Origin of the sequence: Pelosinus sp. UFO1, assembly GCF_000725345.1 — a bacterium.
In the GTDB taxonomy this organism is placed as follows: Bacteria; Bacillota; Negativicutes; order DSM-13327; family DSM-13327; genus Pelosinus.
Window position 1 is genome coordinate 2,776,186 of record NZ_CP008852.1, and the last position, 22,044, is coordinate 2,798,229.

Genomic DNA, 22,044 nt, shown 5'->3' on the forward strand with positions numbered 1-22,044 from the left:
AATTAATTTCTAACTACAGTTTCCCGATAATATCAATTATGTTGGCAGTTGCCCGATGTACATATTTAGGATCTGTTGCCAGGTTTAGTCTTACAAATCCTTTAAAGTTTGCGCCAAACCATTCTCCGAAATCTACTGCCAGACGGCACTTGTCCTGAATAAAGGCTTTCGTATCTTCCGGCTTAATATATTTCCGCAGATCTAGAAGCAGCAGATATGTACCCTCCAAGGGAGTTACCACAATTTCAGGAGCTTTGTTATTTAGTTCCTCCTTTATATAACGGTAATTCGTTCTAATTATTTCCAACAAATTTTCCAGCCATTCTTCGCCATACGTATACGCAGCCTGCGTAGCTATAACCCCCATGACATTTACTTCTGACTGGTTTACCGTTTTTGCATATGCATCATATCTTTTTCGTAATTTTTCATCACAAATCACAATATGGTTGTGTAGCAAGGCAGCTAGGTTAAATGTCTTAGACGCTGCCGAGACAGTTATAAGATTGTCCAGGTACTTCCCGTCCCTTATAATTGCTGCCGGAATAAACTTTTTATCGCCAATGATAATGTCCTGATGAATTTCATCACTAACAACCAGTACATTATGCTTTTTACAAATACCCAGAATTCGATCTAGTTCATCTTCCGTCCATACTCGCCCCGCAGGATTATGCGGCGAACATTGAATAAATAACTTCACTTCATTTTCTACAATTGCATTTTCAACTGCAGCATAATCAATTGTAAAATAGCCATTATTATTAACCAAATCTACGGTAACCAGTTTTCTCCCGGTGTCTTTTACCGCATTATGAAATGGATAATATACGGGAGTAAAAATCATACAAGCTTCCCCCGGATTGGTAAAGGCATTTATCGTCCAGTACAATGTCGTTACAACACCAGAAGCAAATCGAACCCATTCTTTCTCGATTGGAAACCCATGGCGTTTTTCCATCCAATGCGAAAATGCCTTATAATAATCATCTGGAATATAGGAATATCCAAATACCCCATGTCTAGTGCGCTCTACCATTGCCTCAATGATTTTTTCACATGTTTTAAATTCCATGTCCGCTACCCACATAGAAAGTAAATCGGGATCACCAAAACGTACATCTAAAGCATCCCATTTTAACGAACTAGTCCCATAACGTTCTACCGAGTACTTCTTTACAAATTCATTTGTTGTCAAAAATAGCCCCTCCTTATTGTTTGTTAAGCAACTTAACTATATTTGTAATATATCATACAAATTCATCATATTCAAGCATAAATTTGTTATATTTTTCTATTTTTTTATTTTTTTAGTTAATCTGCTTAACTAAAAAAATAAACTGTTTTAATTGCTTCATTAAAAATAATTCTTGTCTAATTTTAATTACCTATGCTATACTTCATGTTAATATAGGGGGTTATAATATAAATGGAACGTCAATCAATACAAAAGGACTTAGAATCCCTTGATTCTTTATATAAAACTTTAAACGTACGTGCAGAAAAGTTATACGATTTTGTATACTACTTTAACAATTATATGCAGGAAGCTAAGGACTACGGAACCGGTAATCTCATCAGCATGCCAGAAGTTCATATCCTGACTTCAATTGAACACGAACCAGGAGTAACCATTTCTCAACTTGCAAAAAAACGTAACCGCACCCGCTCTGCCATATCCCAGACAGTAAAATCTCTAGAAAAAGCTGGATATATTTACAAAACGAAACAAGAAAACGACAATAAAAAATTGCTATTGTATCCTACTGAGCAAGGCAAGGCTTTATCAAGGGCTCATAAGCTTTATGATATTACTGATATCAGCAATACTACTGAGGCTCTGTTAAAAAAATGTACTATCGAAGATTTAGATACGTTTTATCGTGTTTTAGAGATCTACCTCGACCTTTTTCTGGAGAAATAGACGTTTTTGATACTAATTTCTGTTTCATGTTTACTAATAGACCGGTTATTTCTATCTGCCACACCTTCCGGCTTTAGGGATTACTTCTTCTATTAATAAACAGTATGCTTGCCTATCTTATTCATATACATCAAGCCCTGCAGGGATTTATATTAGAATCCTTGCAGGGCTTGTTTCGCGATTACCAATGATACGGTTCCCCCCCGATTAATCTTAAATGCCATACAATATTAAAATTCAGTAACTATTTACGGATAGATAGCTTAACCAACGACCCTTCCCCCTCCTTATAGAAAAAATATTTCTTCTAAAAAGAACAGTTTTTCCCTAAAATAAAACCGCGCCTATCCTCAAACTTTCCGAGGATAGGCGCGGTTATCATTTTTTACTACTCTACTGTTACTGACTTAGCCAAGTTTCTTGGTTTATCTACGTCACAACCACGAGTGATGGCAGCGTAGTATGCCGATAATTGAAGTGGGATGACTGCAAACATTGGAGCCAAGAATTTATCAGCTTGAGGGGATGAAGATAGTGGTACTGTATTGTTCAGGAAATTTACTACTCCTGGGACAATAAACCTGTTCCCTTTCTAGTTCCAACAGTTTACCGTCTTGATGGATCCCAGGACAATGCCTGCATAATAAATCGTATTGAGTCAGAAAACCCCTGTCGATAACTAAGAGCCATACTCGCTGCTTCCCTTTCATTATTTTTATCAGCTAACCTACTTAATGTGAGATGTAAATTCGAGGGCAGTGCTGCACGTAGTTCATCTTCATATTCTTTAGCCGCTATATTTGAATAATAATATTCGCTTGATATATTCTGCAACGGTATGTTAAGACTAACATCCTCCATAGAATCCATAGCACTTTCAAAAAGGTTTTCCCTTTTCACGATAATCCTCTCCTCACTATTAACTTATCCATGTATTCCCCTGTAATTGCATTTTGGATCAACATTACATCTCTCCCATTCGTATGGCGGGGAGGAATCTCCACCACACGCTAGTGTGCTGCTTTGGCAGCCACGGCTTCTTCTTCTCTTACCTTTTACTGATAACAATGTATCTCCCCCCATTTTCATACTGCATGAAGTTTCTTCTATCCGTATTTGCGGATAGAAGAAACCAGCAAACAGCTGTTTTGGGGGAAATTAAAAAGCGCATGCGAGGTCTATTCAACCTACACATGCGCTTTGCTTCATGATTGCATGCAGACGCAAAGCCTCTGCCAATAAACCACAATACTATTATCCCCGAACATACCTTCCCTTGTCTTCAAGGAAAGTTCACGGTATAATAAATTGTCGTCGTAGACAGCTAGCTGTTACGTGTAGGTGCTGGTTCACCTGCTCGTGCCTAGGAGTGCGTCAACACTCTCAGGACACGGCGACTTTTTAATTTCCACCTATTACTAATTATATTACAATTCTTGGGGATTGCAAGCAAAAGTAAATTGGAAAAATAATTGATATCTTAAAAAACGAATATACTAAACTGATCCGCTGTAATAGGCGGTTTTTCTTTTTAAATTAGCCGCTACTTACTCAATTGTCAACGTAAGACTCATGGGGACGGTTCCATTGAGTAGTTTTATTCAACACAAACTTCTTCCTATTCAAAAATTACCAGTTTTCCCATCTCGAAAAGCAGGGCTGTATTTAATAGGTCTGGAGAAACTAAAGAACGGAGGCAATATCTTGGTAGAATTTCTTTAGAAACTAGGGTAAGCTATACAAAAAAGGAGGAATCCTTATGTCCCAAAATCATATTAAATTCGGCGGTGTAGGGTTTAACGCAAAAGTACCAACAACAAAGATAAATCGTTTCGTAAACAACCTGCCTGAGACGAAAAAACAATCATTATTTCAAGTAGCGGAAGAACTAAAATCAGCAGGAATGATCGAAGAAACTAAAAATTTCACTCATAAGCATAATAAAGGCGTCGACTACTTTGTTGAAGAATTCTAATAGCTTCCCGTAGCCATGATATTCCTCTAAATTTCACCCCTTTAGATAGAAAAAAGCATCACTATCTAATAGGGGTGATTTCATATCACTCAGAAATAAGCCAAAAACTCCTGCCTAGCAGGAGTTTTTCTTTAGTATAAATAACAAAGATCCGCGTATCATTGCTAAAGGTGAACTATTTCAAAACTCCTAACTCTAATTTTCACTGCATTACAGTAGGACTTTTCTCCTTTTTATGGAATATTGCTATTAAATTAACTTGGAGGTGTTTTATGTTTAATTATAAATCTGCGACGTTCATCATAGCAATTGTCTTACTTCTTATATCACCAACTGCTTTCGCTACTAGTAGTCAAGACGTTACCTTATTATTAAACCTCGGTAATCAGCAACTAAATGACAAACAATACGATGATTCAATCGCCACCTTCTCCCAACTCCTAGAACTCGATTCCACTAATACAACAGCCTACAATCAACGCGGTTTTGCATATCTAAGAAAAAATAATTATTCCGTAGCCATTAACGATTTTACTAAAGCCATCGAGTACAACCCACAATCCTATCAAGCCTTTGCCCACCGCGGTACGGCTTATTCTCTCGTTGGTCAAAATGAATTGGCACTCACCGATTACGCAACCTCAATTCGGCTTAACCCTGGGTATCCTGTATCATATTTTTCACGCGGCAATTTTTATGTTTATTTAAAGAAATATGACTTAGCAATTGACGACTTTACCAAACTTATCGAAATCACACCAATTTCGATATCGTATTTATATCGGGCTAGGGTCTACTGTTTTGAAACTAAACAATATGAACTTGCTCTCGCCGATGTGAATAAAGCAATCGAACTCGACCCTCGAAACATTCGTGCCTATGAAATTCGTAGCTTAGTTAATGGCCGACTAAAGAATTATGATCAAGACATCACCGATTGTTCAACAATTCTCGAACTTGATCCCTCCAACTTTGGGGCTCTAATTAACCGTAGCAACGCTTACGGCCTATTGGGCCAATATGACAATTCCATTACCGACTCTCTAAAAGCCATTCAACTTAACGATAGGATATTAATGGCTCATTTCAATCTGGCCCAAGGATATGAACTTAGCGGACAAAAAGAGGCCGCCCTGAAAGAATACCAAATTTCTCTCAATATTCTCCAATACTATCCCTCTCTTTACACAAAAGAACGTCAAAAGGCTCAATCCCGACTAAACGGCAAGTGGGATACTTACAATGAATGGTTATAGTTATTGGGAGTTTAAACGGCAACTGGGATTAGCTATACTGAGTGGATTTAGTCTCAAATTTTCCTCACTCTCACCCCTACTCTGACATACTCCACTCTTTGTATTCCATGTCCCAATAAACACACAAAACTCCTGCCAACTTAGCAGGAGTTATTTTTCAATTATAAATGATACAGTTCTGCGTATCACCTAACTGCAAATTTTTTCATAGTAATTTAAGTCGAAGAACTGTCACCTGACACATACGGCGAAGTTTTTTAGAATATTATGATCCCCTTCTCTCTGTTATTGCTAACGATCTGTCCTGCATATGCTAAAGGCAACACGTTCTGAAAACATAGGGACACAATGATGTTTTCCTTAATGTAACAAGATGGTCTTAAATAACATAAAATGTAACATATAAAATAGTTAGGAGGCTTTTCCATGGACGAAGCTACAAGGAAATGTTGTCACTGCGAAGAAGAGCAGTTTCATGTGCATGAATTTTTAGGAAGCGTTAAAATTGCAACAGAGGATGATGAAGATCCCCATAACCACCGTTTTGCTGGGGTATCAGGTGAAGCTCTCTGTATAGGTAATAATCAGCATGTACACGAGATCCAAACAAGAACAGACTTTTTTGATGACCACTTTCACTTAATTTGTATTCGTACAGGTCCAGCAGTTCGTGTAAATGACAGACATGTGCATTTTGCAACTGGAATGACCACTGAGGTTGAGGATCATGTGCATCAATTTATGTTTGCTACTCTAATTGAAGACCCAATTGGTGATGACTAACCCTGGTTTTGGGTAAAAAGTGAATTGATATATATAGTACAGGGACACAGGTTATGTTTAGTGTTTTGAAACAACATCCTTGTCCCCATATTTTTGCATCAAGTGAAATATATTGTCGCCCTCGGAAGACTCACAGGGACGGCTCTGTTGATTCCATGTCCCATAAACACGCAAAACTCCTGCCAACTTAGCAGGAGTTTTGCGCTATTACTTCTTGATAGGAATCCAAATCTCACATCTGTAATCTGGAGAGTATATATCACCTTTAGGATAGACCTCAAGCTCTGGTGCACAATCATGTTGATATCCTGCAGCAGGCAACCACTCTGTAAATATCCTTCGAGTAAGATCCTGTATCGCTTCAGGCAGTGCTCCGACTAATTCAAATATAGCCCAGGTTGCTGCTGGTATCGTTGTCGAAATATATCCACTGGGAAGAGTTTCTTTGATGTTCTCAATTGCTATCATATAATTAAATTCATCTTTATACTTACCAAAATCCTTACATATACCTAACACGCCACGTTCACCGGCTCTTGAATTAATCCACTCGTATGATCCATCGTTCATGCAATCGTTCCAAAATTGGGGCACCTGTTTGAAATTTTCTCCGTCTACCATAGTTATCCTTCGTTGTTTACCCACTACTGTAAAGCTTTCTTTATCAACAATCTTATAATCCATATTTTTATCTCCTTTTATTGAAATGTGAAAGGAGAGCTTAGGATATGCCTTGAGATTTGCTCCCGGCTCGCGCGCAGCCGAAGGGCTTATTCCATGCATTTTCCCAAAAGCTTTTGTGAATGCTTCGGGCGTTTCATAGCCATACTTATAAGCCACATTAATGATTTTTTCGCCAGATACAATATCCTGAGCAGCAAGTGTGAGCCTTCTTCTTCGTATATATTCAGCTATTGTAATACCAGTAATCATATGATACATACGCTGAAAGTGAAACGTAGAGGATAAGGCGATTTTCGCCACCTTCTCAATATCAAGCTTTTCAGTAATGTTATCCTCCAGATATTCTACTGCCTTATTCATTGCATCGAGCCAATTCATCGAGCCACCCCTCTCTAGTTCTATATTAAATACTTTCTGCTTATCTGTCCTGTCTTTAAATGCTGTCCGATGACAGGTTTGAAAAAAACGCTTCTTACTTCTTTTCCCTAAAAACAAATAAACTCCTACCATAGATTAGAAGGATTTTTCCCGATTATGGTATAAAGTAAATACTAAATATGTTTGAAAGATATCATTTATAATGATATCGCAACAAGGAAGGTGCTAATGTGAGCAACCAGTATCATAAAGACCTAGAGCCTTCTTGTTTCTATCTCCGTAAATCAAGAGAAGATCAGGAAGCAGAATCCAGAGGTGAAGGGGAAACTCTCGCTAAGCATAAAAAGGCATTATTTAAAACAGCTAAAGTATATGGTGTGAATATTACTAAAGTCTTTGAAGAAGTTGTGTCAGGTGAGAGCATCATCCATCGGCCTGAGATGTTAAACCTACTAAAAGAAATTGAAGAAGGAAAATGGAAATCTGTTTTCTGTATGGATATTGATCGTCTTGGTCGTGGCAAGATGCAGGATCAAGGTTTAATTATAGAAACCTTTAAACAAGCAAAAACTAAGATCGTAACTCCACGTAAAATATATGATTTAAACGATGAATGGGACGAAGAATATACCGAGTTTGAATCTTTCATGGCACGCAAAGAGCTCAAGATCATCACTAGACGCTTACAAGGCGGCAGAATTAGATCCTTGGAAGATGGTAACTACCTTGGCACCGTACCTCCCTATGGATACCTAATAGAGAAAAAAGACCGCAAGAGATACTTAATTAAGAACCCAGAACAAAGTGAACCTACGACTTTAATATGGAAGTTATACAGGATGAACATGGGAACCAATAAGATAGCGAATGAACTGAATGACATGGGATATCTATCTTATACGGGTAAGAAATGGTCTGCCTCATCGATTTTAGCTATTTTAAAGAATCCTACCTACGCTGGTGTTAATGCGTGGAAAAAAGTAGCTTCGAAGAAGTCGACTACCCGTATTGGCAGGGAAACAAAATTGCGCCCCAAAGAAGAGCAAATTTGGATTTATGATTGTCATGAACCCTATGTCACTCTTGAAGAATTTGAGCAGGTGCAACAAATGCTGTCAAAAAAATATCACCCGCCCTATCAGCTTATTAACGGCATTACCAATCCCCTAGCTGGATTGATTAAATGCGATATATGCGGCGGTTCAATGATCTATCGTCCTTATCAGCATCAACAGTACCCTCACCTCATGTGCTACAATCGGTATTGTCGTAATAAAAGCTGCCGCTTTGAATATGTGGAGCAGAAAATATTAGAGGGCCTGCTGCTATGGCTTAACGAATATCGCGCTCAGTGGGATAATTTTAAGGCTAATGAACAGGATAATACCATTGACCTCAAAGAGAAGGTATATAAAAACCTCAAAAAGGAATTAAAAGAATTAGAGCTGCAAAAAGACAATTTACATGACTTATTAGAAAAAGGGATTTATAATGCTGATACCTACCTAGAAAGATCAGCAAAATTATCTGAGAAAATTGCTGATACAAAAAAAAATATCGACAAAACAGAATTTGCCTTGTCGAATGAGATTCAACATGAGAAAGCTAAAAAGGATATTATTCCTAAGGTTCAACACGTTTTAGAAGTCTATGAGAAATCCAATAACCCTACTGAGAAAAATAATATGTTAAAGTCAGTGCTAGAAAATGCCACCTATCGCAAAGAAAAATGGCAAAAAGGTGATCAATTTACACTAGTGATAAATCCCCGTTTACCCCAGTAATTACATGGCTTCAATGCCCAATACAGATAAATATATGATGTAAATTCATTTCCTTCCTTATCCACTCCAATAGGATCGTATAAGCTAACTTCAGCACGCGTGCGACGTGTACTTCTAAGATGCATTAAAATTTCATTTTCAATACATCTAGCTGCGTAGGTTGCTAAGCGAATTTTCTTCGCTACATCAAAAGTATTAATCGCTTTTATTAGCCCGATTGTGCCGATTGAAATTAAATCATCAATATCTTCACCCGTATTATCAAATTTTTTAACAATGTGTGCTACTAATCTTAGATTTCTCTCGATTAATATGCTTTTCGCATTTTCATCTCCGCTTTTTAGCCGTTCCAAGTATATTTGTTCTTCCTTTTCTGAAAGAGGTAAGGGAAAAGTATTATTGGTTACGTAAGAAACCAGTAGGGAAAGGCCATTCACAATAGAAACTGCTAATGCCGCAAAAAAAGACACCACAACATTCACCCCCGCAAATCACTTGCTTCATTGTATGGTATAATATCTCTTCATGTGCCTGTTAATTTTTGTATATCATAGATCTTTTTAAAAGTTTCCTTAGACTTCCACTTCTTACTCGTATTTTTTTCCTCTCGTTGCAATAAATGTACAACTCTACTGAATTCAGATATTAATGAAAGAGTACTGACTTTTTAAATAATAGACTTGCGTCTTTCTAGCACGTAGCATATAATCGCAAAAGGAGAGTGATATCATGGAACAATATGCTGGTGATTTCCAACTACTATTTGCCTGTATTCTTATTCTTGTCTACGTACTATGGGAAAGATTATTTCCAGAATGATAAGTTTTCCATAAGTTAAACTGCATCATAATCCGTAACGTAATTAATCACATCACTTATCACCTTACCAATGCAATTGCTAAGTTTTATAACAATCGATAATGAGGCACTCTGTAAATCTAAATATCCCATATAGCCTCCCGCGTTGACTACACCAATAATTGAAATGGTGCCGATATAAGGTAATTTATTGCCAACAGCAATACCAGCCTCTATACCTCCCTCCCATATTTCCATATTGCCAATTTCATTATTTTTACCTAAACATGCGTCAACAGCAATAATAATAGGCTGATGATGCTGTTTTTCTATACTCTGAATTACTTCTACTAAATTTCCTGCATGAACAGGATTATCCAAGCTACCATAAACAATGCTTTTTGTGTTTTCTAGCAAATAAGAGCCCACTAAGGGACCAAGAGCGTCGCCAATATATTTATCCGATCCAATACATAAAATAATGATTTTTCTATTATTCAGTTCTTTTTGTTGTTTTAATAAATACAATAAATAGGGATGCATTTTGTTATAAGCCAAAGCATCATTTATATTAGTAACTACTTTTTCAGCGACAGTCTTCTTCATTTTATGATCTCCTTTTATAATATTACCAATAATATCTATGCATCCTATCTACAAAGAATACTTGATTCTGTCGAAGTCCCTTGCTCCTAGCCAACCCATACTGTACCCAAAAAACCGCCTTGCAATATTGCAAAGGCGTTTTCCTATAAAAATTCTTTGTTTTAGAATCATAGCTAGTAACATACATTATATTGCAACTTGAAGATGGAGGTAATGCAATGTATGTTATGCTACTATTGAGTCTAATCGGTACCACACTGTTATTGGGTGGTATTTACTTCATGCGTCTTGGTCTACAAAAACTATTATGGACTAAATTACAGTCGCTCTTAAGCCAACTAACTAAAACTCCTTTGCGTGGTTTATTTGTAGGTATGTTTGCCGCTGCGATTATGCAAAGCAGTACTGCAGTTTCATTATTAACTATAGGCTTGGTCCATGCAGAGTATTTATCCTTTTATCAAGGTCTAGGGATTATTCTAGGAGCAAATATTGGCACATGTTCCACAGTACAATTGATGACTATCACGATACCGGAACAAGTTATCTTACCATTATTTCTATTCAGTTTATTACTCACAATCATATCCAAAAAACTTCGCTACCTCGGTATGGCAGCTTCAGGATTACTTAGTATGTTTATTGGCATGAGTATTTTATCAGAAGCCTTAAGCAGTCTTTCAGAATTTACAACTGTTATTAGTTATTTGCTTGCCGCCAAAGAAAATTCTATTTATGGAATCCTTGGAGGAATGATCATTACTCTTTTATTTCAATCTAGCAGCGCCGCTACAGGTGTATTAATGGTCCTAGCCAGCGATGGGATTATCGATCTAACAACAGCTACTTATGTAGTCTACGGCAACAATATTGGATCCTGTTTATCTTCCATTATTGTAGCATTAACAGCATCTTTATCAGCGAGACGTCTCGCTGCAGCCCATATCCTTCTTAATGTATTAGGTGTTTTTATTTTCTTACCATTTACAAATTTACTAGTGAAAATAGCCACCTATCTCACAGCAGATTTTGCTGGGCAGGTGGCTATAGTACATACGCTATTTAATATTATTTCTTCTGTGGCTGTATTACCAATACTACGCCAATACGCAAATCTAGTTATGTTATTGGTTCCCAAAAGAAGATGAAGTACCTACATCTTGTCTTTCCTTCCGATTGATACCCATTCTTACAACCGATATAAAAATATATTCCAAAACGGCAGTCATTACAATGGTACCACCAGGAGCAATGTCCAAATAAAAAGAAGATGTTAGGCCAATGAGTACAGATATTATAGAAAATACTACTGCCCATCCCATGGTAGCCTTGAATCCCACCCTGAGCAGATGAGCTGTTGCCACAGGTATTATCATTAACGCACTCACAAGTAAGATACCGACTATCGTCATGCCAACGACAACGACTAAAGCTGTCAATATGCTAAACAGCATATTGATCATTCCCGTATTAATCCCTGCAACTTTTGCAATGTCTTCATCTAAGGCCATTAACATAAGCTTATCAAATAAAAAATAAACAATAGCTAGTACTAGAGTTCCGGAACAAGCTATTGTTATCACATCAACAAGAGATACTGTAATAATACTCCCAAACAAAAAGCTTAATAATCCAGAACTTGGCATACGAGTCATCGTACTAAAAATAATAGCCATAGCCGCGCCCGCATAAAAGAATATTGCTAATCCCATATCAGCAAATTCCATATGGCGCCTACGAACTAATTCAATGCCCACTGCACCCGCTATAGTCATAATCAAAGCTCCAACTACTGGATATAATCCCACCATATAGCCGCCTGTTACACCAGCAAAAGCAATATGTCCCAAGCCATCACCAATTAGAGATTGACGACGCACCACTACAAAACTTCCGATAAGTGGGCAAACAATCCCCGTTATGAGACCTGCCAATAATGCCCTTTGAATAAAATCATACTGAAAAAATTCCATCATTTCACCTCATCACCCTGTATAGTACCACAAATGCCGAGCCTGGGCATGAGTAGCTTCAAACTCTTCACTACTACCATAGAAACATAGTTTTCGATTGATACATGCTACTTTATTAGCCCATGATACCGCTTTTTCAATATCATGAGAAACCATAACTACTGTAATACCTAGATTTTTATTTAAAGTACCTAAGAGCTCGTAGATTTTTGCACTTGCTTCGTAATCAATTCCGCTAGTGGGTTCATCTAATAATAGCAACTCTGGATTCGCTGCCAAAGCCATTGCCACCATAACCCTCTGTTGCTGCCCGCCTGAAAGCTCACCAATACGCCGATCGCGTAAATTCTCTGCCCCCACCAACTCTAACATATGGCTAGTAATGTGCTTGGCAGCCTGATGATTATTCCGAGTAGCTGCTGAACCTAACGTTAATCCCAGTGCTACTACTTCTTTCACAGTTGCTGGAAATCCCATTATATTCTTTCCATAATTTTGCGGTACATAACCAATTAAGCCATGTCCTTTTGCTGTAAGTAAATCTTTTCCACCAATACTTACCTCTCCACGGCTAGGTTTTAAAAGTCCGGCTGTAACTCTAAGCATCGTACTTTTACCAGCTCCGTTTGGACCAACTACAGCAACAAAATCCCCTTTTGAAACCGTTAGAGATATATTTTCTAACGCAACCGTATTATTATAAGAAAAATTAATATCCACTAGTTTTACTTCACACATTTTCTATTCTCCTCACAGACTTTTACAATCCGTACATAGACCTAATAACTCAACATTATGACGAATTAATTCATATCCATTCATCCTGAGCATTTCAATAAATTCTTGATTAATTGGACAATAGTCAATACAAACAGCCTGCCCGCATTTTACACAAACAACATGATGATGGTGATTGGCATGAGCCAATTCATATCGTGTACTCTCTTTTCCCGTTCCGGAAATTGGTATAAGAATCCCCATCTCTGTTAACATACTAATATTTCGATAAATTGTGTCTAGCCCAATGTCGTTATATTCTTGACGCACTAAATTCCAAATTTCAGCTGCCGTTAACAATCCTGCCGTATGTACAATTTTTTCTATAATAACGCGCCGCTGAGGCGTGATTCGATATCCTTTGTCTTTTAATTGTTTCATTACTTCATATATCATTTTATATTTTTCCTTTAATTAAGTAATAACATTCTTATTAGCAACATAAAAATAAGTAAAGAGTGCAAAGCCCTTGGCGAGTATCACTACCCGCCCTACTTTTTATGCCTGCATCTCTTCATTAAATACGGCCTTAGCATACACTCCGCCTCGTTCTACAAGTTCTGCGTGTGTTCCTGCTTCTGTAATTCTGCCATTCATTAAACAAATCACTTTATCTGAATCTAATAAACTAGACAATCGATGGGTAATTAGAAAAGTTGTACGATTTTTGCTAACTTTACGTATGGACTCCATAACCAATTTCTCAGCCTCTGTATCAAGGGCTGCTGTTGGTTCATCTAATAATAAAATTGGTGGTTCAACAATAATGGCACGAGCAATTGCAATACGCTGCCGCTGTCCCCCGGATACATTATTACCCAATTCACCAACAATATAATCATAACCACCAGGCAAATTCATAATAAAATCATGGGCATTCGCTAGTTTTGCTGCTTGTTTTACTTCATCGAAGGTAGCATTTGGTCGTCCATACCGAATGTTCTCTAAAATACTTATATTAAATAAAATCGGTTGTTGTTGAATAAATCCGATCTGTTTACGTAAACAACTCATCTTTATCTCTTTTATATTAAGATCATCCAATAAAATAACCCCGGAAATAGGATCATAAAAACGTAGGAGTAAATTCGCAAAAGATGATTTTCCGGCACCACTTGGTCCTACAATGGCCACCATATCACCTGGACGTATTATAAAATTAATTCCCCTTAAGGTCCCTAGCTCTGGGAGATATTCAAAATTTACATCTCTAAATTCAACCTTTCCCATAACCTTATCTATTTCTTGTTTTCCGTCAAACACTACCTTCGTTTCTCTTTCCAAACTACTAACCCTTTGCCAAGCAACAATGCCTAACTTCATACTAGAAACAGCTTCGCTAATCTTTCTGATAGGCGTTGGAATATTAATAATATATATCAAAAAAGCAAACATGCCGCCTATGGTTAACTTATCATTAATTACTTCTCGACCACCATACCATATAATTCCCGTCAGGCCGATGGACGCTAGGAATTCTACTAAAGCAATTAAAATAGCCTTTAATCGCTGTACTTTAATAAAATCACCAGCCGCATGGCGCATGCGCAAGCAAAATTTTTGTGATTCATACTCTTCTCGCACATAGCTTTGTACCACTTTTACCGATAATAAGGCCTGATGCAATATGCTAGTCACTTCGCCCAAAGTTTCTTCCACCAATTTGCCTAATCCACTAATTTTTTCATTAAAAAAGCTAGTAGCAAGAATAATAAAGGGCAAAGTAGCAAAGGTCACTAATGCCAGTTGCCAATCAAAGTAAATCATAATCATTAGGATAGCAATTAAATTAAGTGACTCGACTAACAAATCAGGTACCGCCACTGAAACAGCTTGCTGAATCAACCCTAAGTCATTTGTAAATAAAGAAATAATTTCACCTGTTGAGGTATTAATAAAATATGCATAATCTAGTTGTTGTAACCGTTCAAACATCCTCTGTCGCAGTTTTGCCAACATCAGATTACCCGCTTTTGCTATCTTTTGTCCATAAATATATGAAAATATACCCCGTAATAAATATAAACCGATGACACCTGCTATAATCAGATGTAAAAAATCCTCATCCCCAGCAATTAATGCATCATCAATTAAAAACTTTATAACTAAGGGAGCCAACAAACCCGCAATACTGGCAATGATAAAACATATCAATGCCAATAATACCATCTCCCAATGCGGTACTATAAATTTTTGCCAATATAATTTAAACATACAAGCCTCCGTACTTAGTAGAGGCAACTCATTAGTGCCCAAATTACAAAATACTCATTTGCTATTAAAATAAGAAAATACCTTTAGTATAGTATAACTTATTTAACGATAAATATATATAACATAAACATATAAAAACTAGGCCTCCCACCAAAGCATTGCACTGGCAGAGCCTAGTTTGGTTATATTGTGTTCCTGTAATACTAAAAATAAAAGCAAGGAGGCGTACTAGCCTCCCCTTACACTGCATTATAGCACCCGACGCGCTCCAAGGTAACGTGCTCCCCAATAACCACTATCCAATCGATCAATTACTACTCCACGACTTGAAGTAGCGCTAATAAACTGCCCATTGCCCACATAAATACCAGAGTGGGAAGCACCAGCTTCATAGGTAGTAAAAAACACAGTGTCTCCTGGTTGTAGGCGACTGTAGGATACAGGTTGCCCAACTTCATACTGTTCATCAGCAGCTCTTGGCAAATAAACACCAGCTTGCGCAAATACATAGCGAGTAAAACCCGAACAATCAAAACCATTCGGTGTAGTCCCACCAAAAACATAAGGTACACCTTGATAACGCAATGCTGTCTGTATTACCCGCCTAGTTGCAGCACTGGAACTATCACGACTAACTGACATCTCTCTGCCCATGATCGCACGGTATGTTTGCATACCAATCACTCCATCAGCGTCTAGACCTCTGTCTCTTTGAAAGTTTTTTACTGCCTTAACTGTTACTTCACCAAAATCCCCATCAGAGCTACCAGCATTATACCCAAGTGCATTTAATTGTGCTTGAATACTAGCTATGTCATCACCCTGATCGCCTTGATGGTAAGCAGCTGCCGCGCAGGTTATGGTTCCTGCACTAACTAAAAATAGCAATAACACCACGACTCGAAAAATTTTAGTCAATATACATACCCCTCTCACTAGCCTCCGAGGTTAGCTGACGGGTTAGGGTTGAGATCCCCCTACCTCTAGGCAAATAAAAATCAGCCAAAAGGTTTCACCCCAAAACTTTGGTTCCCCCGGTCCTGTGCATTGATTAGGCTTTTATAAAACTGCACATTTTTTATTATTCGCTTTTTAAGTGAATATTCCTGCCATACATCTCATTATTTTACAATTAATATTTTCTTTTACAAGTTTTGTATGAATTATCCACTTTTAGCAAAATAAATCATAATTGCATTTATTCTTTTTGCTGTTGCTTTAATTCTACACGCAACAAATACAAGGGACGTTGCTTTACTTCTTCAAATATGCGCCCTACATATTCTCCAATAATACCTAGCCCTAACAATTGTAATCCACCTAAAAATAAGATACTTGCAGAAATCGTCGCCCACCCTGGTACTGCCTCTAGAGTAAACAACTTAATATATACAACATGCATTGTCACAGCAAAGCTAATCAACGCAAATAACAATCCCATAAAAAAGGCAAAGCGTAAAGGTAATTTAGAATAAGCAGTAATTCCATCAAGAGCAAAATGCATCATTTTCCGTAAAGAAAACTTAGATGTACCAGCAAAACGTTTCGGAGCAACGAACTCTACCAATGCTTGCCGATAACCGATTGCCCCGATCATACCTCGAATAAAGCGTGCCCTTTCTTTGTAACGACGAAAACTTTGTACAACAGCTTTATCCAATAAACGAAAATCCGAACCACCTTCTTGAATATGCACTTTAGACATAGCATTAATTAGCTTATAAAATAGACCAGAAGTAACAGACTTAAACCAGGAAACTCCTTCGGTACTAATTCTTATCGTTTGAACTACCTCAAATCCCTCTTCCCATTTTGCCAAAAGAACTGGCAACATTTCAGGTGGATGTTGCATATCTCCATCCATTGTAATAACACCATCGCCATCAGCATGATCAAGACCACAAGTCAAAGCTAATTGATGTCCATAATTTCGCGCCATAATCAATCCTCTAACCCTGCTGTCTTGCTGCGATATTTTCTCTAATAGCAGGGGTGTCGCATCACTTGAACCATCATCGACAAAAAGTAATTCAAACTTATAAGGTAATGGCTCCATATGTTTACAAACTTCCTGGTAAAAAAATTCAATATTCTCTTCTTCATTATATACAGGTACAACAATCGAGATGAATTTCATTATTTTCTCCTCTATTCCTAACTTGTCCTAACTTTATTATGATCATTCATAAAAGTAAGCCTTTGCCTCCCATAGCAAAGGCTTACTTTTAATGATTATTATAAGCCTATAGATTAAACTTATAATAATATAATTAAAAGACAAGTCTATTTTTCTTTATTAATATCTTGCCGCAATACTACTGCGCCTCTTAAATATAAATGCCTAATCGCTTTTTGTGGCAAATCAGTATTTAACAATATAAGTACACGAATACAGTGCGCTACCCCATTTGGGCTGTCAATTTCCTGCGTACCGAATAATGGTACCTCTGTCCATCCTAAATTCCTTGCTGCAATAGCCGGAAACGCCGAATTAACATCTGGAGTCGAGCTGAAAATTACAGCCCCAATATCTTCTATGTCGATTTTATTTGCCTCAACCAGAGCTGATAGAAGCTCTATTACGTTGCTAATAATCTCAGTTGACTCATTTTTCTCCACCGTAGTGGCACCTCGGATACCACGCACCAACCTTATCATCCTCTCTTACTACTATTCTAGTAAATAATTCGTTATTCACCACGTGATATCCTCTATCCTTTTAGAAAATCATCAGGATTTATTACAATAACAAGCTCCGCAATGATGGCATATCCACCATCCGCACCGAGGACAAATTGAATTAGATTCATTTAGTACGATATATTTTCCTTCATTATAATCCTTCCAACAAAAAACACTGCCTAAATCTTTATACAGTAACACATCATAAGCATCGACCCACGCTTTTTGATTATCTAATGTAAATAGTACTTCATTATGCCCTGTACTGTTATTCTTACGATATTCCTCTATTTTGATTTTTTCCTGTTTATCATCCCGTACCACAACAACATATAAATTCTTAATATCCATACTCCCACCCCCATAAATATATATGGCTGCCTAGAAGTATGTATACCAAAAGGAATATAAAATCAGCATAGCTGAATTTTATATTCCCTCTAAAACTTTCTTTACTTTTGATAAAAAGTTTTACAGTTTGTTTGTTCACTTTGATTAGCGGCTTTACCACCACCATCTACATTGACCTCAATTGCAGAAGCATCACAGTGTTCACCATTTCTCCAATATTTACAATTCGATACAGTACATTTTACGCCTGATAGCATGTGCATTCACCTCCCTTTTTTCAAATTTAGTATGTAGACTTTTCTTTCTCTTTATCCATTAAAACTAGGAATATAAAACAAAAATACTGAATGAGAAGGTTACCAACCACCTTCTCATTCAGTATTTTACGCTAATTTTTGTGTTAATTTTTGCAACCCCATATTTATATCTTCAATTTGTGCAGAAGCTACTTGAGGATAATTGCCGATTTCGATCGTCTCAAGTATAGGGTTTTTTGTCTGATCATAAAATACACCGTACCATATTCCTGCTATACCACTTTCCATCCACTCCGCTGGTTCAGCAGTATCAGACAAGTGGATGGTAATACTCCCGAGACCGAGAAAATCTCGAATTTCTTGACGCTCATCATCAGTAAGAGACATCTTATTAATAAAGACACTCCATGTTTCACCAGTCAAGGTAAAGCGTTTTAATGCCCCGTTTATCTCAAACAAGACTGCTTTACTCTTTTGCGATAATACTGCTTCATTCATGAATTTTCCCAACCTCTACCTGCCAATCTTTCAATACTTGTAATATCTCTTTTACTACATTATCCATTGTTTCTGCTACTATAGGTGTTAATTCCAAACCAATATCAATCGCGAATGGTTGTACTCCCATTATCATGATTTCCTTAGCAGGTTTTTCTAATACTTCCATTATCGCGAGTACATCTTGAATGCCAAGTTCATGCATCGATACTTTTTCTTTAAAGTATGCCTTAACTTCGTCATTTTGAAACCGATAAAAAGATCCGGGTGGTAATTGCCCTGACACAGCATCAATTAAAATTAAATTATCTGTTCCAACTAAAAAACGTAACAACTCCATGCCTAGCGTACCGCCATCTAATACCTGTACATTGGGAGGAAAGGAGTAGTGGCTAAGCAAATGTTCCACTACTCTTACACCAAATCCTTCATCCTGCATCAAAATGTTTCCTACCCCTAAAACCGTGATTTGCTTCATTCTTTTAGATCTCCTATATCATCCGGTTCTTTATCATAAAACTTAACTCCTGAAAACATTGCAGAAATCTCACCATATTTTTCACTCATGTCAGCCCTTGTCGCCATATATACATGGATAATGACAAATAAAACAATCATCCACGCTACGTAATGATGAATTAGATGCACAGTATATTCATCAATTAATAAATGGTTGATAGGTCCAAACAACTTAGCAAGTCCGCTATTGGGATTAACTTGTGCATACATAGCAAATCCTGTAAAGGCTTCTAAAAAAATCATACCATACACGCCACCATATCCTGACCTGGCCATTGAATTTCTTAGGTATGGTCTATGAGCAGAACGCATAAAGCCATAATGCAGGCCCATATCAAGCATTCCTGTCCAAAATAGTTTCGTCCAGGGTTTCGGGAGCATACGATCACCTTTATGTATGATAAATCCATAAATCCGTAAAATAAAGGATGCCATTAATATGTACGCCGCAGAAAAATGAATGAACCTAATTGTAGACATCGATGCCCAGTTACTAATAGCAAACGTTGGTTCTACACCTTGGCTACCAATATAAAAAGGATTACCAATATATAGACCCGTAACAAACAGAACTAAAATAGCCCCCGCCATTATCCAATGAAAAATTCTCGTCCATATTGTAAATACATAATAAACAGTTACTACACGAGTCTTCATTATACTCCTCCTTACCTACCATTCCTAGGCCTTCAAATAAGGATCACTATGTACAACTGCCAATTGACGACCTGAAGTATCATACAAATGAGTAGCACAAGCTAAACAAGGATCAAAAGCATGTATTGCTTTTAAAATTTCAAGAGGCTTATCAGCAATCTTTACTTTAGTATCCATCATAGTAGCTTCATAAGGTCCATAACCAGACTTACTATCCCGTGGACAAGCATTCCACGTAGATGGTACAACTGCCTGATAATTAGCGATTTTACCATCTTTAATAACTACCCAATGGCTAAGACCACCACGAGGTGCTTCATGAAGACCTACACCCTTTGCTTCCTTAGGCCACATCGTAGGTTCCCATTTTTCCATATTTGCAACAGAAGTATCGCCAGCTTTAATATTATTTACTAGTTTATCAAAGTAATACTTGCTGAGATATGCCATGACTTGCGCTTCTAGCCCTCGTACTGCCGTACGACCAACAGTTGATAACATCCACTTTTCTGGTGCTATGTTTAACACTTTTGAGACTCCATCTATTTGATCAACCATCATTTTTTCAACCCAAGTCGGCTCTTTAATGATTCCCTGCTTTACTTTCGTGTATACTATAATATAACGCGAAAGAGGTCCTACTTCGGCCATCTTGCCTTTCCATTTTGGGGTCTTAATCCACGAATATTTGCCATTCTCATCAAGGTATTTCCAATCAGTTTTCGTTCCCTCTTTTGGTGCAGTGTACTCGGGTTTAGTCACACCACTCCACGGGTGCAAATCCATATCCTTTTCAGGATAATTGTACCAGGAGTGTTCAACACCTTCCGTTAATACTTCTGGATCCACTAAGTCTTTAGCTTCAAAAGTATGAAATACGGCTTTATCAACACCTTGAGAAAACTGTTCTACAACGCCATCAGAGCGCAGCAATAAATTCTTATGAAAATCACCATTTGAAGTTCCAGAATAGGTCTCCTCTGGATAGTCTCCAAAACCAAGTACCCTCTCTTTAGCTAAGCCACCGCCGTCAACATAACCCTTTTTAACGTATAACTCTCCAATTGCTAGTACATCGGGCACGTAAAAGGAACTAGCAAGACTGATTGCCAGATTGATTGACGTATCCACAGCTGCCAAACGTTCTGTATTAATCGGTGCATTCATGTCATTCATCGAAATAGAGCAAGGCATACCACCAACCACATAATGAGGATGAGGATTTTTTCCACCAAAGACGACATGGGAAATAACAATTTCACGTTGTTTATCAAGCATATTTAAATAATGGGATACTGCCATTAAATGTACCTCTGGTGGTACTACATCATAATCAGGGTGATCCCACCACTGAGCAGAGAAGATCCCTAATTGACCACTATCCACAATTTTTTTCACTTTATCTTGTATACTCTTAAAATAAGCAGTGGTAGCTTTAGGGAATTCTTTAGGATATGCACTAGTGTCAAATTCAACTGGACCTTTTAGGCCTAAATCATATTTTTCTAACACTGTATTTTGTAAAGCTGCGGTAGCTGCTGGATCTGCTTTAAGAGCAGCAACAGGACTAATCCAATCCAAGGCATGTAAATGATAAAAATGTACAATATGATCATGTACCATTTGTGTCGTTGCAATAATGTTTCGGATATAGTTCGCATTTTTAGGAATTTGGATCCCTAATGCATCTTCTACTGCCCGCAAGCAACCTAATGCGTGAACAGTAGTGCAAACGCCACAAATTCTTTGCGCAAAAAGCCATGCATCTCGAGGATCACGACCTTTTAAAATTAGTTCAATACCACGCCATGCTGTGCCACTAGATAATGCATCTTGTACCTTACCAGTAGTTTCATCAACCGTAACTTCTAATCGTAAATGCCCTTCAATACGATTTACAGGATCAACAACAACACGTTTCACAAAAC

Annotated in this window: 23 protein-coding genes, 1 pseudogene and 1 riboswitch; of the genes and pseudogenes, 6 read left to right on the forward strand and 18 right to left on the reverse strand. The window is 37.5% G+C overall.

Translation table 11 applies throughout. The features are described 5' to 3' along the window. Positions 1-13: 13 nt before the first annotated feature. Positions 14-1,198 (reverse strand): MalY/PatB family protein, encoded by a 1,185-nt coding sequence (locus tag UFO1_RS13205; RefSeq protein ID WP_038671474.1) that lies wholly within the window; start codon positions 1,196-1,198, stop codon positions 14-16. A gap of 231 nt (positions 1,199-1,429) precedes the next feature. On the opposite strand from UFO1_RS13205, the gene UFO1_RS13210 reads away from it, so the two are divergent. Further along, entirely contained in the window at positions 1,430-1,924 is a 495-nt protein-coding gene (locus UFO1_RS13210) for a MarR family winged helix-turn-helix transcriptional regulator (protein ID WP_051788933.1), read from the forward strand. A 606-nt stretch (positions 1,925-2,530) separates the two neighbouring features. On the opposite strand, the gene UFO1_RS13215 is transcribed toward UFO1_RS13210, so the two are convergent. Next, positions 2,531-2,824 (reverse strand): hypothetical protein, encoded by a 294-nt coding sequence (locus UFO1_RS13215; protein WP_038671476.1) that lies wholly within the window; start codon positions 2,822-2,824, stop codon positions 2,531-2,533. Between the two features lie 859 nt (positions 2,825-3,683). Between UFO1_RS13215 and UFO1_RS13220 the strand changes: the two genes are divergently transcribed. The 3 genes from UFO1_RS13220 to UFO1_RS13230 all read left to right on the forward strand — a co-directional run bounded on the left by UFO1_RS13220 (position 3,684) and on the right by UFO1_RS13230 (position 5,938). Then, on the forward strand, positions 3,684-3,899 hold the full coding sequence (locus UFO1_RS13220) for a hypothetical protein (RefSeq protein ID WP_038671478.1): 216 nt from the start codon (positions 3,684-3,686) through the stop codon (positions 3,897-3,899). A gap of 272 nt (positions 3,900-4,171) precedes the next feature. Then, the gene (locus tag UFO1_RS13225) at positions 4,172-5,155 is read left to right on the forward strand and encodes a lipopolysaccharide assembly protein LapB (protein WP_038671480.1); all 984 of its coding nucleotides are present in this window, start codon (positions 4,172-4,174) and stop codon (positions 5,153-5,155) included. 426 nt (positions 5,156-5,581) lie between these two features. After that, on the forward strand, positions 5,582-5,938 hold the full coding sequence (locus UFO1_RS13230; protein ID WP_038671483.1) for a YmaF family protein: 357 nt from the start codon (positions 5,582-5,584) through the stop codon (positions 5,936-5,938). Between the two features lie 207 nt (positions 5,939-6,145). Here the strand turns inward: UFO1_RS13230 and UFO1_RS13235 are convergent, their stop codons facing one another. Beyond that, positions 6,146-7,117, reverse strand: a complete 972-nt coding sequence (locus tag UFO1_RS13235) for an AraC family transcriptional regulator (RefSeq protein ID WP_201771021.1) — start codon at positions 7,115-7,117, stop codon at positions 6,146-6,148. Positions 7,118-7,230: 113 nt separating this feature from the next. Between UFO1_RS13235 and UFO1_RS13240 the strand changes: the two genes are divergently transcribed. After that, positions 7,231-8,784: a recombinase family protein gene (locus tag UFO1_RS13240; protein ID WP_038671485.1), complete on the forward strand. Its 1,554-nt coding sequence runs from the start codon at positions 7,231-7,233 to the stop codon at positions 8,782-8,784. Between the two features lie 50 nt (positions 8,785-8,834). On the opposite strand, the pseudogene UFO1_RS13245 reads toward UFO1_RS13240, so the two are convergent. Together UFO1_RS13245 and yyaC are read right to left on the reverse strand one after the other, a co-directional pair. After that, positions 8,835-9,203 (reverse strand): annotated as a pseudogene (locus UFO1_RS13245) (sigma-70 family RNA polymerase sigma factor); the annotation flags it as partial. Positions 9,204-9,618: 415 nt separating this feature from the next. Then, entirely contained in the window at positions 9,619-10,188 is a 570-nt protein-coding gene (gene yyaC, locus UFO1_RS13250; protein WP_038671487.1) for a spore protease YyaC, read from the reverse strand. A 218-nt stretch (positions 10,189-10,406) separates the two neighbouring features. Here yyaC and UFO1_RS13255 point away from each other — a divergent pair, with 218 nt between their 5' ends. Further along, on the forward strand, positions 10,407-11,336 hold the full coding sequence (locus UFO1_RS13255; protein WP_038671489.1) for a Na/Pi cotransporter family protein: 930 nt from the start codon (positions 10,407-10,409) through the stop codon (positions 11,334-11,336). Here the strand turns inward: UFO1_RS13255 and UFO1_RS13260 are convergent. From UFO1_RS13260 to UFO1_RS13315, 13 genes are all read right to left on the reverse strand, one after another. Beyond that, positions 11,313-12,164 carry a metal ABC transporter permease gene (locus UFO1_RS13260; protein WP_236639190.1) on the reverse strand — a complete coding sequence of 284 codons (852 nt, stop codon included), beginning with the start codon at positions 12,162-12,164 and terminating at the stop codon, positions 11,313-11,315. The two genes, UFO1_RS13255 and UFO1_RS13260, sit on opposite strands and share 24 nt — an antisense overlap. Before the next feature lie 9 nt (positions 12,165-12,173). After that, positions 12,174-12,899 (reverse strand): metal ABC transporter ATP-binding protein, encoded by a 726-nt coding sequence (locus UFO1_RS13265; protein WP_038671493.1) that lies wholly within the window; start codon positions 12,897-12,899, stop codon positions 12,174-12,176. 12 nt (positions 12,900-12,911) lie between these two features. Further along, the gene (locus UFO1_RS13270; protein WP_038671495.1) at positions 12,912-13,334 is read right to left on the reverse strand and encodes a Fur family transcriptional regulator; all 423 of its coding nucleotides are present in this window, start codon (positions 13,332-13,334) and stop codon (positions 12,912-12,914) included. A 102-nt stretch (positions 13,335-13,436) separates the two neighbouring features. Continuing rightward, on the reverse strand, positions 13,437-15,152 hold the full coding sequence (locus tag UFO1_RS13275; RefSeq protein WP_038671497.1) for an ABC transporter ATP-binding protein: 1,716 nt from the start codon (positions 15,150-15,152) through the stop codon (positions 13,437-13,439). 249 nt (positions 15,153-15,401) lie between these two features. Then, the gene (locus tag UFO1_RS13280; RefSeq protein WP_038671499.1) at positions 15,402-16,070 is read right to left on the reverse strand and encodes an NlpC/P60 family protein; all 669 of its coding nucleotides are present in this window, start codon (positions 16,068-16,070) and stop codon (positions 15,402-15,404) included. 4 nt (positions 16,071-16,074) lie between these two features. Further along, positions 16,075-16,220: riboswitch (cyclic di-AMP (ydaO/yuaA leader) on the reverse strand. 130 nt (positions 16,221-16,350) lie between these two features. Then, positions 16,351-17,289, reverse strand: a complete 939-nt coding sequence (locus UFO1_RS13285; RefSeq protein ID WP_038671501.1) for a glycosyltransferase family 2 protein — start codon at positions 17,287-17,289, stop codon at positions 16,351-16,353. A gap of 146 nt (positions 17,290-17,435) precedes the next feature. Next, positions 17,436-17,798 carry a chorismate mutase gene (aroH, locus tag UFO1_RS13290; protein WP_201771022.1) on the reverse strand — a complete coding sequence of 121 codons (363 nt, stop codon included), beginning with the start codon at positions 17,796-17,798 and terminating at the stop codon, positions 17,436-17,438. Between the two features lie 84 nt (positions 17,799-17,882). After that, positions 17,883-18,185 carry a hypothetical protein gene (locus tag UFO1_RS13295; protein WP_038671505.1) on the reverse strand — a complete coding sequence of 101 codons (303 nt, stop codon included), beginning with the start codon at positions 18,183-18,185 and terminating at the stop codon, positions 17,883-17,885. A gap of 101 nt (positions 18,186-18,286) precedes the next feature. Then, positions 18,287-18,442, reverse strand: a complete 156-nt coding sequence (locus UFO1_RS24520; protein ID WP_071842018.1) for a DUF1540 domain-containing protein — start codon at positions 18,440-18,442, stop codon at positions 18,287-18,289. A gap of 126 nt (positions 18,443-18,568) precedes the next feature. After that, a complete protein-coding gene (locus UFO1_RS13300; RefSeq protein WP_038671507.1) occupies positions 18,569-18,940 on the reverse strand; it encodes a hydrogenase expression/formation C-terminal domain-containing protein in 372 nt (123 codons plus the stop codon). Further along, complete coding sequence (locus tag UFO1_RS13305) at positions 18,933-19,418, reverse strand: HyaD/HybD family hydrogenase maturation endopeptidase (protein ID WP_038671509.1); 486 nt, start codon at positions 19,416-19,418, stop codon at positions 18,933-18,935. The genes UFO1_RS13300 and UFO1_RS13305 overlap by 8 nt, the downstream gene beginning before the upstream one ends. Beyond that, complete coding sequence (gene cybH / locus UFO1_RS13310) at positions 19,415-20,116, reverse strand: Ni/Fe-hydrogenase, b-type cytochrome subunit (RefSeq protein WP_038671511.1); 702 nt, start codon at positions 20,114-20,116, stop codon at positions 19,415-19,417. The genes UFO1_RS13305 and cybH overlap by 4 nt, the downstream gene beginning before the upstream one ends. 24 nt (positions 20,117-20,140) lie before the next feature. Beyond that, a complete protein-coding gene (locus tag UFO1_RS13315; protein WP_038671513.1) occupies positions 20,141-22,039 on the reverse strand; it encodes a nickel-dependent hydrogenase large subunit in 1,899 nt (632 codons plus the stop codon). Positions 22,040-22,044 lie beyond the last annotated feature (5 nt).

Coding starts and splice junctions, on each gene's coding strand:
- UFO1_RS13210 (WP_051788933.1), top strand. CDS start 1,430: ATGGAACGTCAATCAATACAAAAGGACTTAGAATCCCTTGATTCTTTA.
- UFO1_RS13220 (WP_038671478.1), top strand. CDS start 3,684: ATGTCCCAAAATCATATTAAATTCGGCGGTGTAGGGTTTAACGCAAAA.
- UFO1_RS13225 (WP_038671480.1), top strand. CDS start 4,172: ATGTTTAATTATAAATCTGCGACGTTCATCATAGCAATTGTCTTACTT.
- UFO1_RS13230 (WP_038671483.1), top strand. CDS start 5,582: ATGGACGAAGCTACAAGGAAATGTTGTCACTGCGAAGAAGAGCAGTTT.
- yyaC (WP_038671487.1), bottom strand. CDS start 10,188: ATGAAGAAGACTGTCGCTGAAAAAGTAGTTACTAATATAAATGATGCT.
- UFO1_RS13255 (WP_038671489.1), top strand. CDS start 10,407: ATGTATGTTATGCTACTATTGAGTCTAATCGGTACCACACTGTTATTG.
- UFO1_RS13260 (WP_236639190.1), bottom strand. CDS start 12,164: ATGATGGAATTTTTTCAGTATGATTTTATTCAAAGGGCATTATTGGCA.
- UFO1_RS13265 (WP_038671493.1), bottom strand. CDS start 12,899: ATGTGTGAAGTAAAACTAGTGGATATTAATTTTTCTTATAATAATACG.
- UFO1_RS13270 (WP_038671495.1), bottom strand. CDS start 13,334: ATGATATATGAAGTAATGAAACAATTAAAAGACAAAGGATATCGAATC.
- UFO1_RS13275 (WP_038671497.1), bottom strand. CDS start 15,152: ATGTTTAAATTATATTGGCAAAAATTTATAGTACCGCATTGGGAGATG.
- UFO1_RS13285 (WP_038671501.1), bottom strand. CDS start 17,289: ATGAAATTCATCTCGATTGTTGTACCTGTATATAATGAAGAAGAGAAT.
- UFO1_RS13295 (WP_038671505.1), bottom strand. CDS start 18,185: ATGGATATTAAGAATTTATATGTTGTTGTGGTACGGGATGATAAACAG.
- UFO1_RS24520 (WP_071842018.1), bottom strand. CDS start 18,442: ATGCTATCAGGCGTAAAATGTACTGTATCGAATTGTAAATATTGGAGA.
- UFO1_RS13300 (WP_038671507.1), bottom strand. CDS start 18,940: ATGAATGAAGCAGTATTATCGCAAAAGAGTAAAGCAGTCTTGTTTGAG.
- UFO1_RS13305 (WP_038671509.1), bottom strand. CDS start 19,418: ATGAAGCAAATCACGGTTTTAGGGGTAGGAAACATTTTGATGCAGGAT.
- cybH (WP_038671511.1), bottom strand. CDS start 20,116: ATGAAGACTCGTGTAGTAACTGTTTATTATGTATTTACAATATGGACG.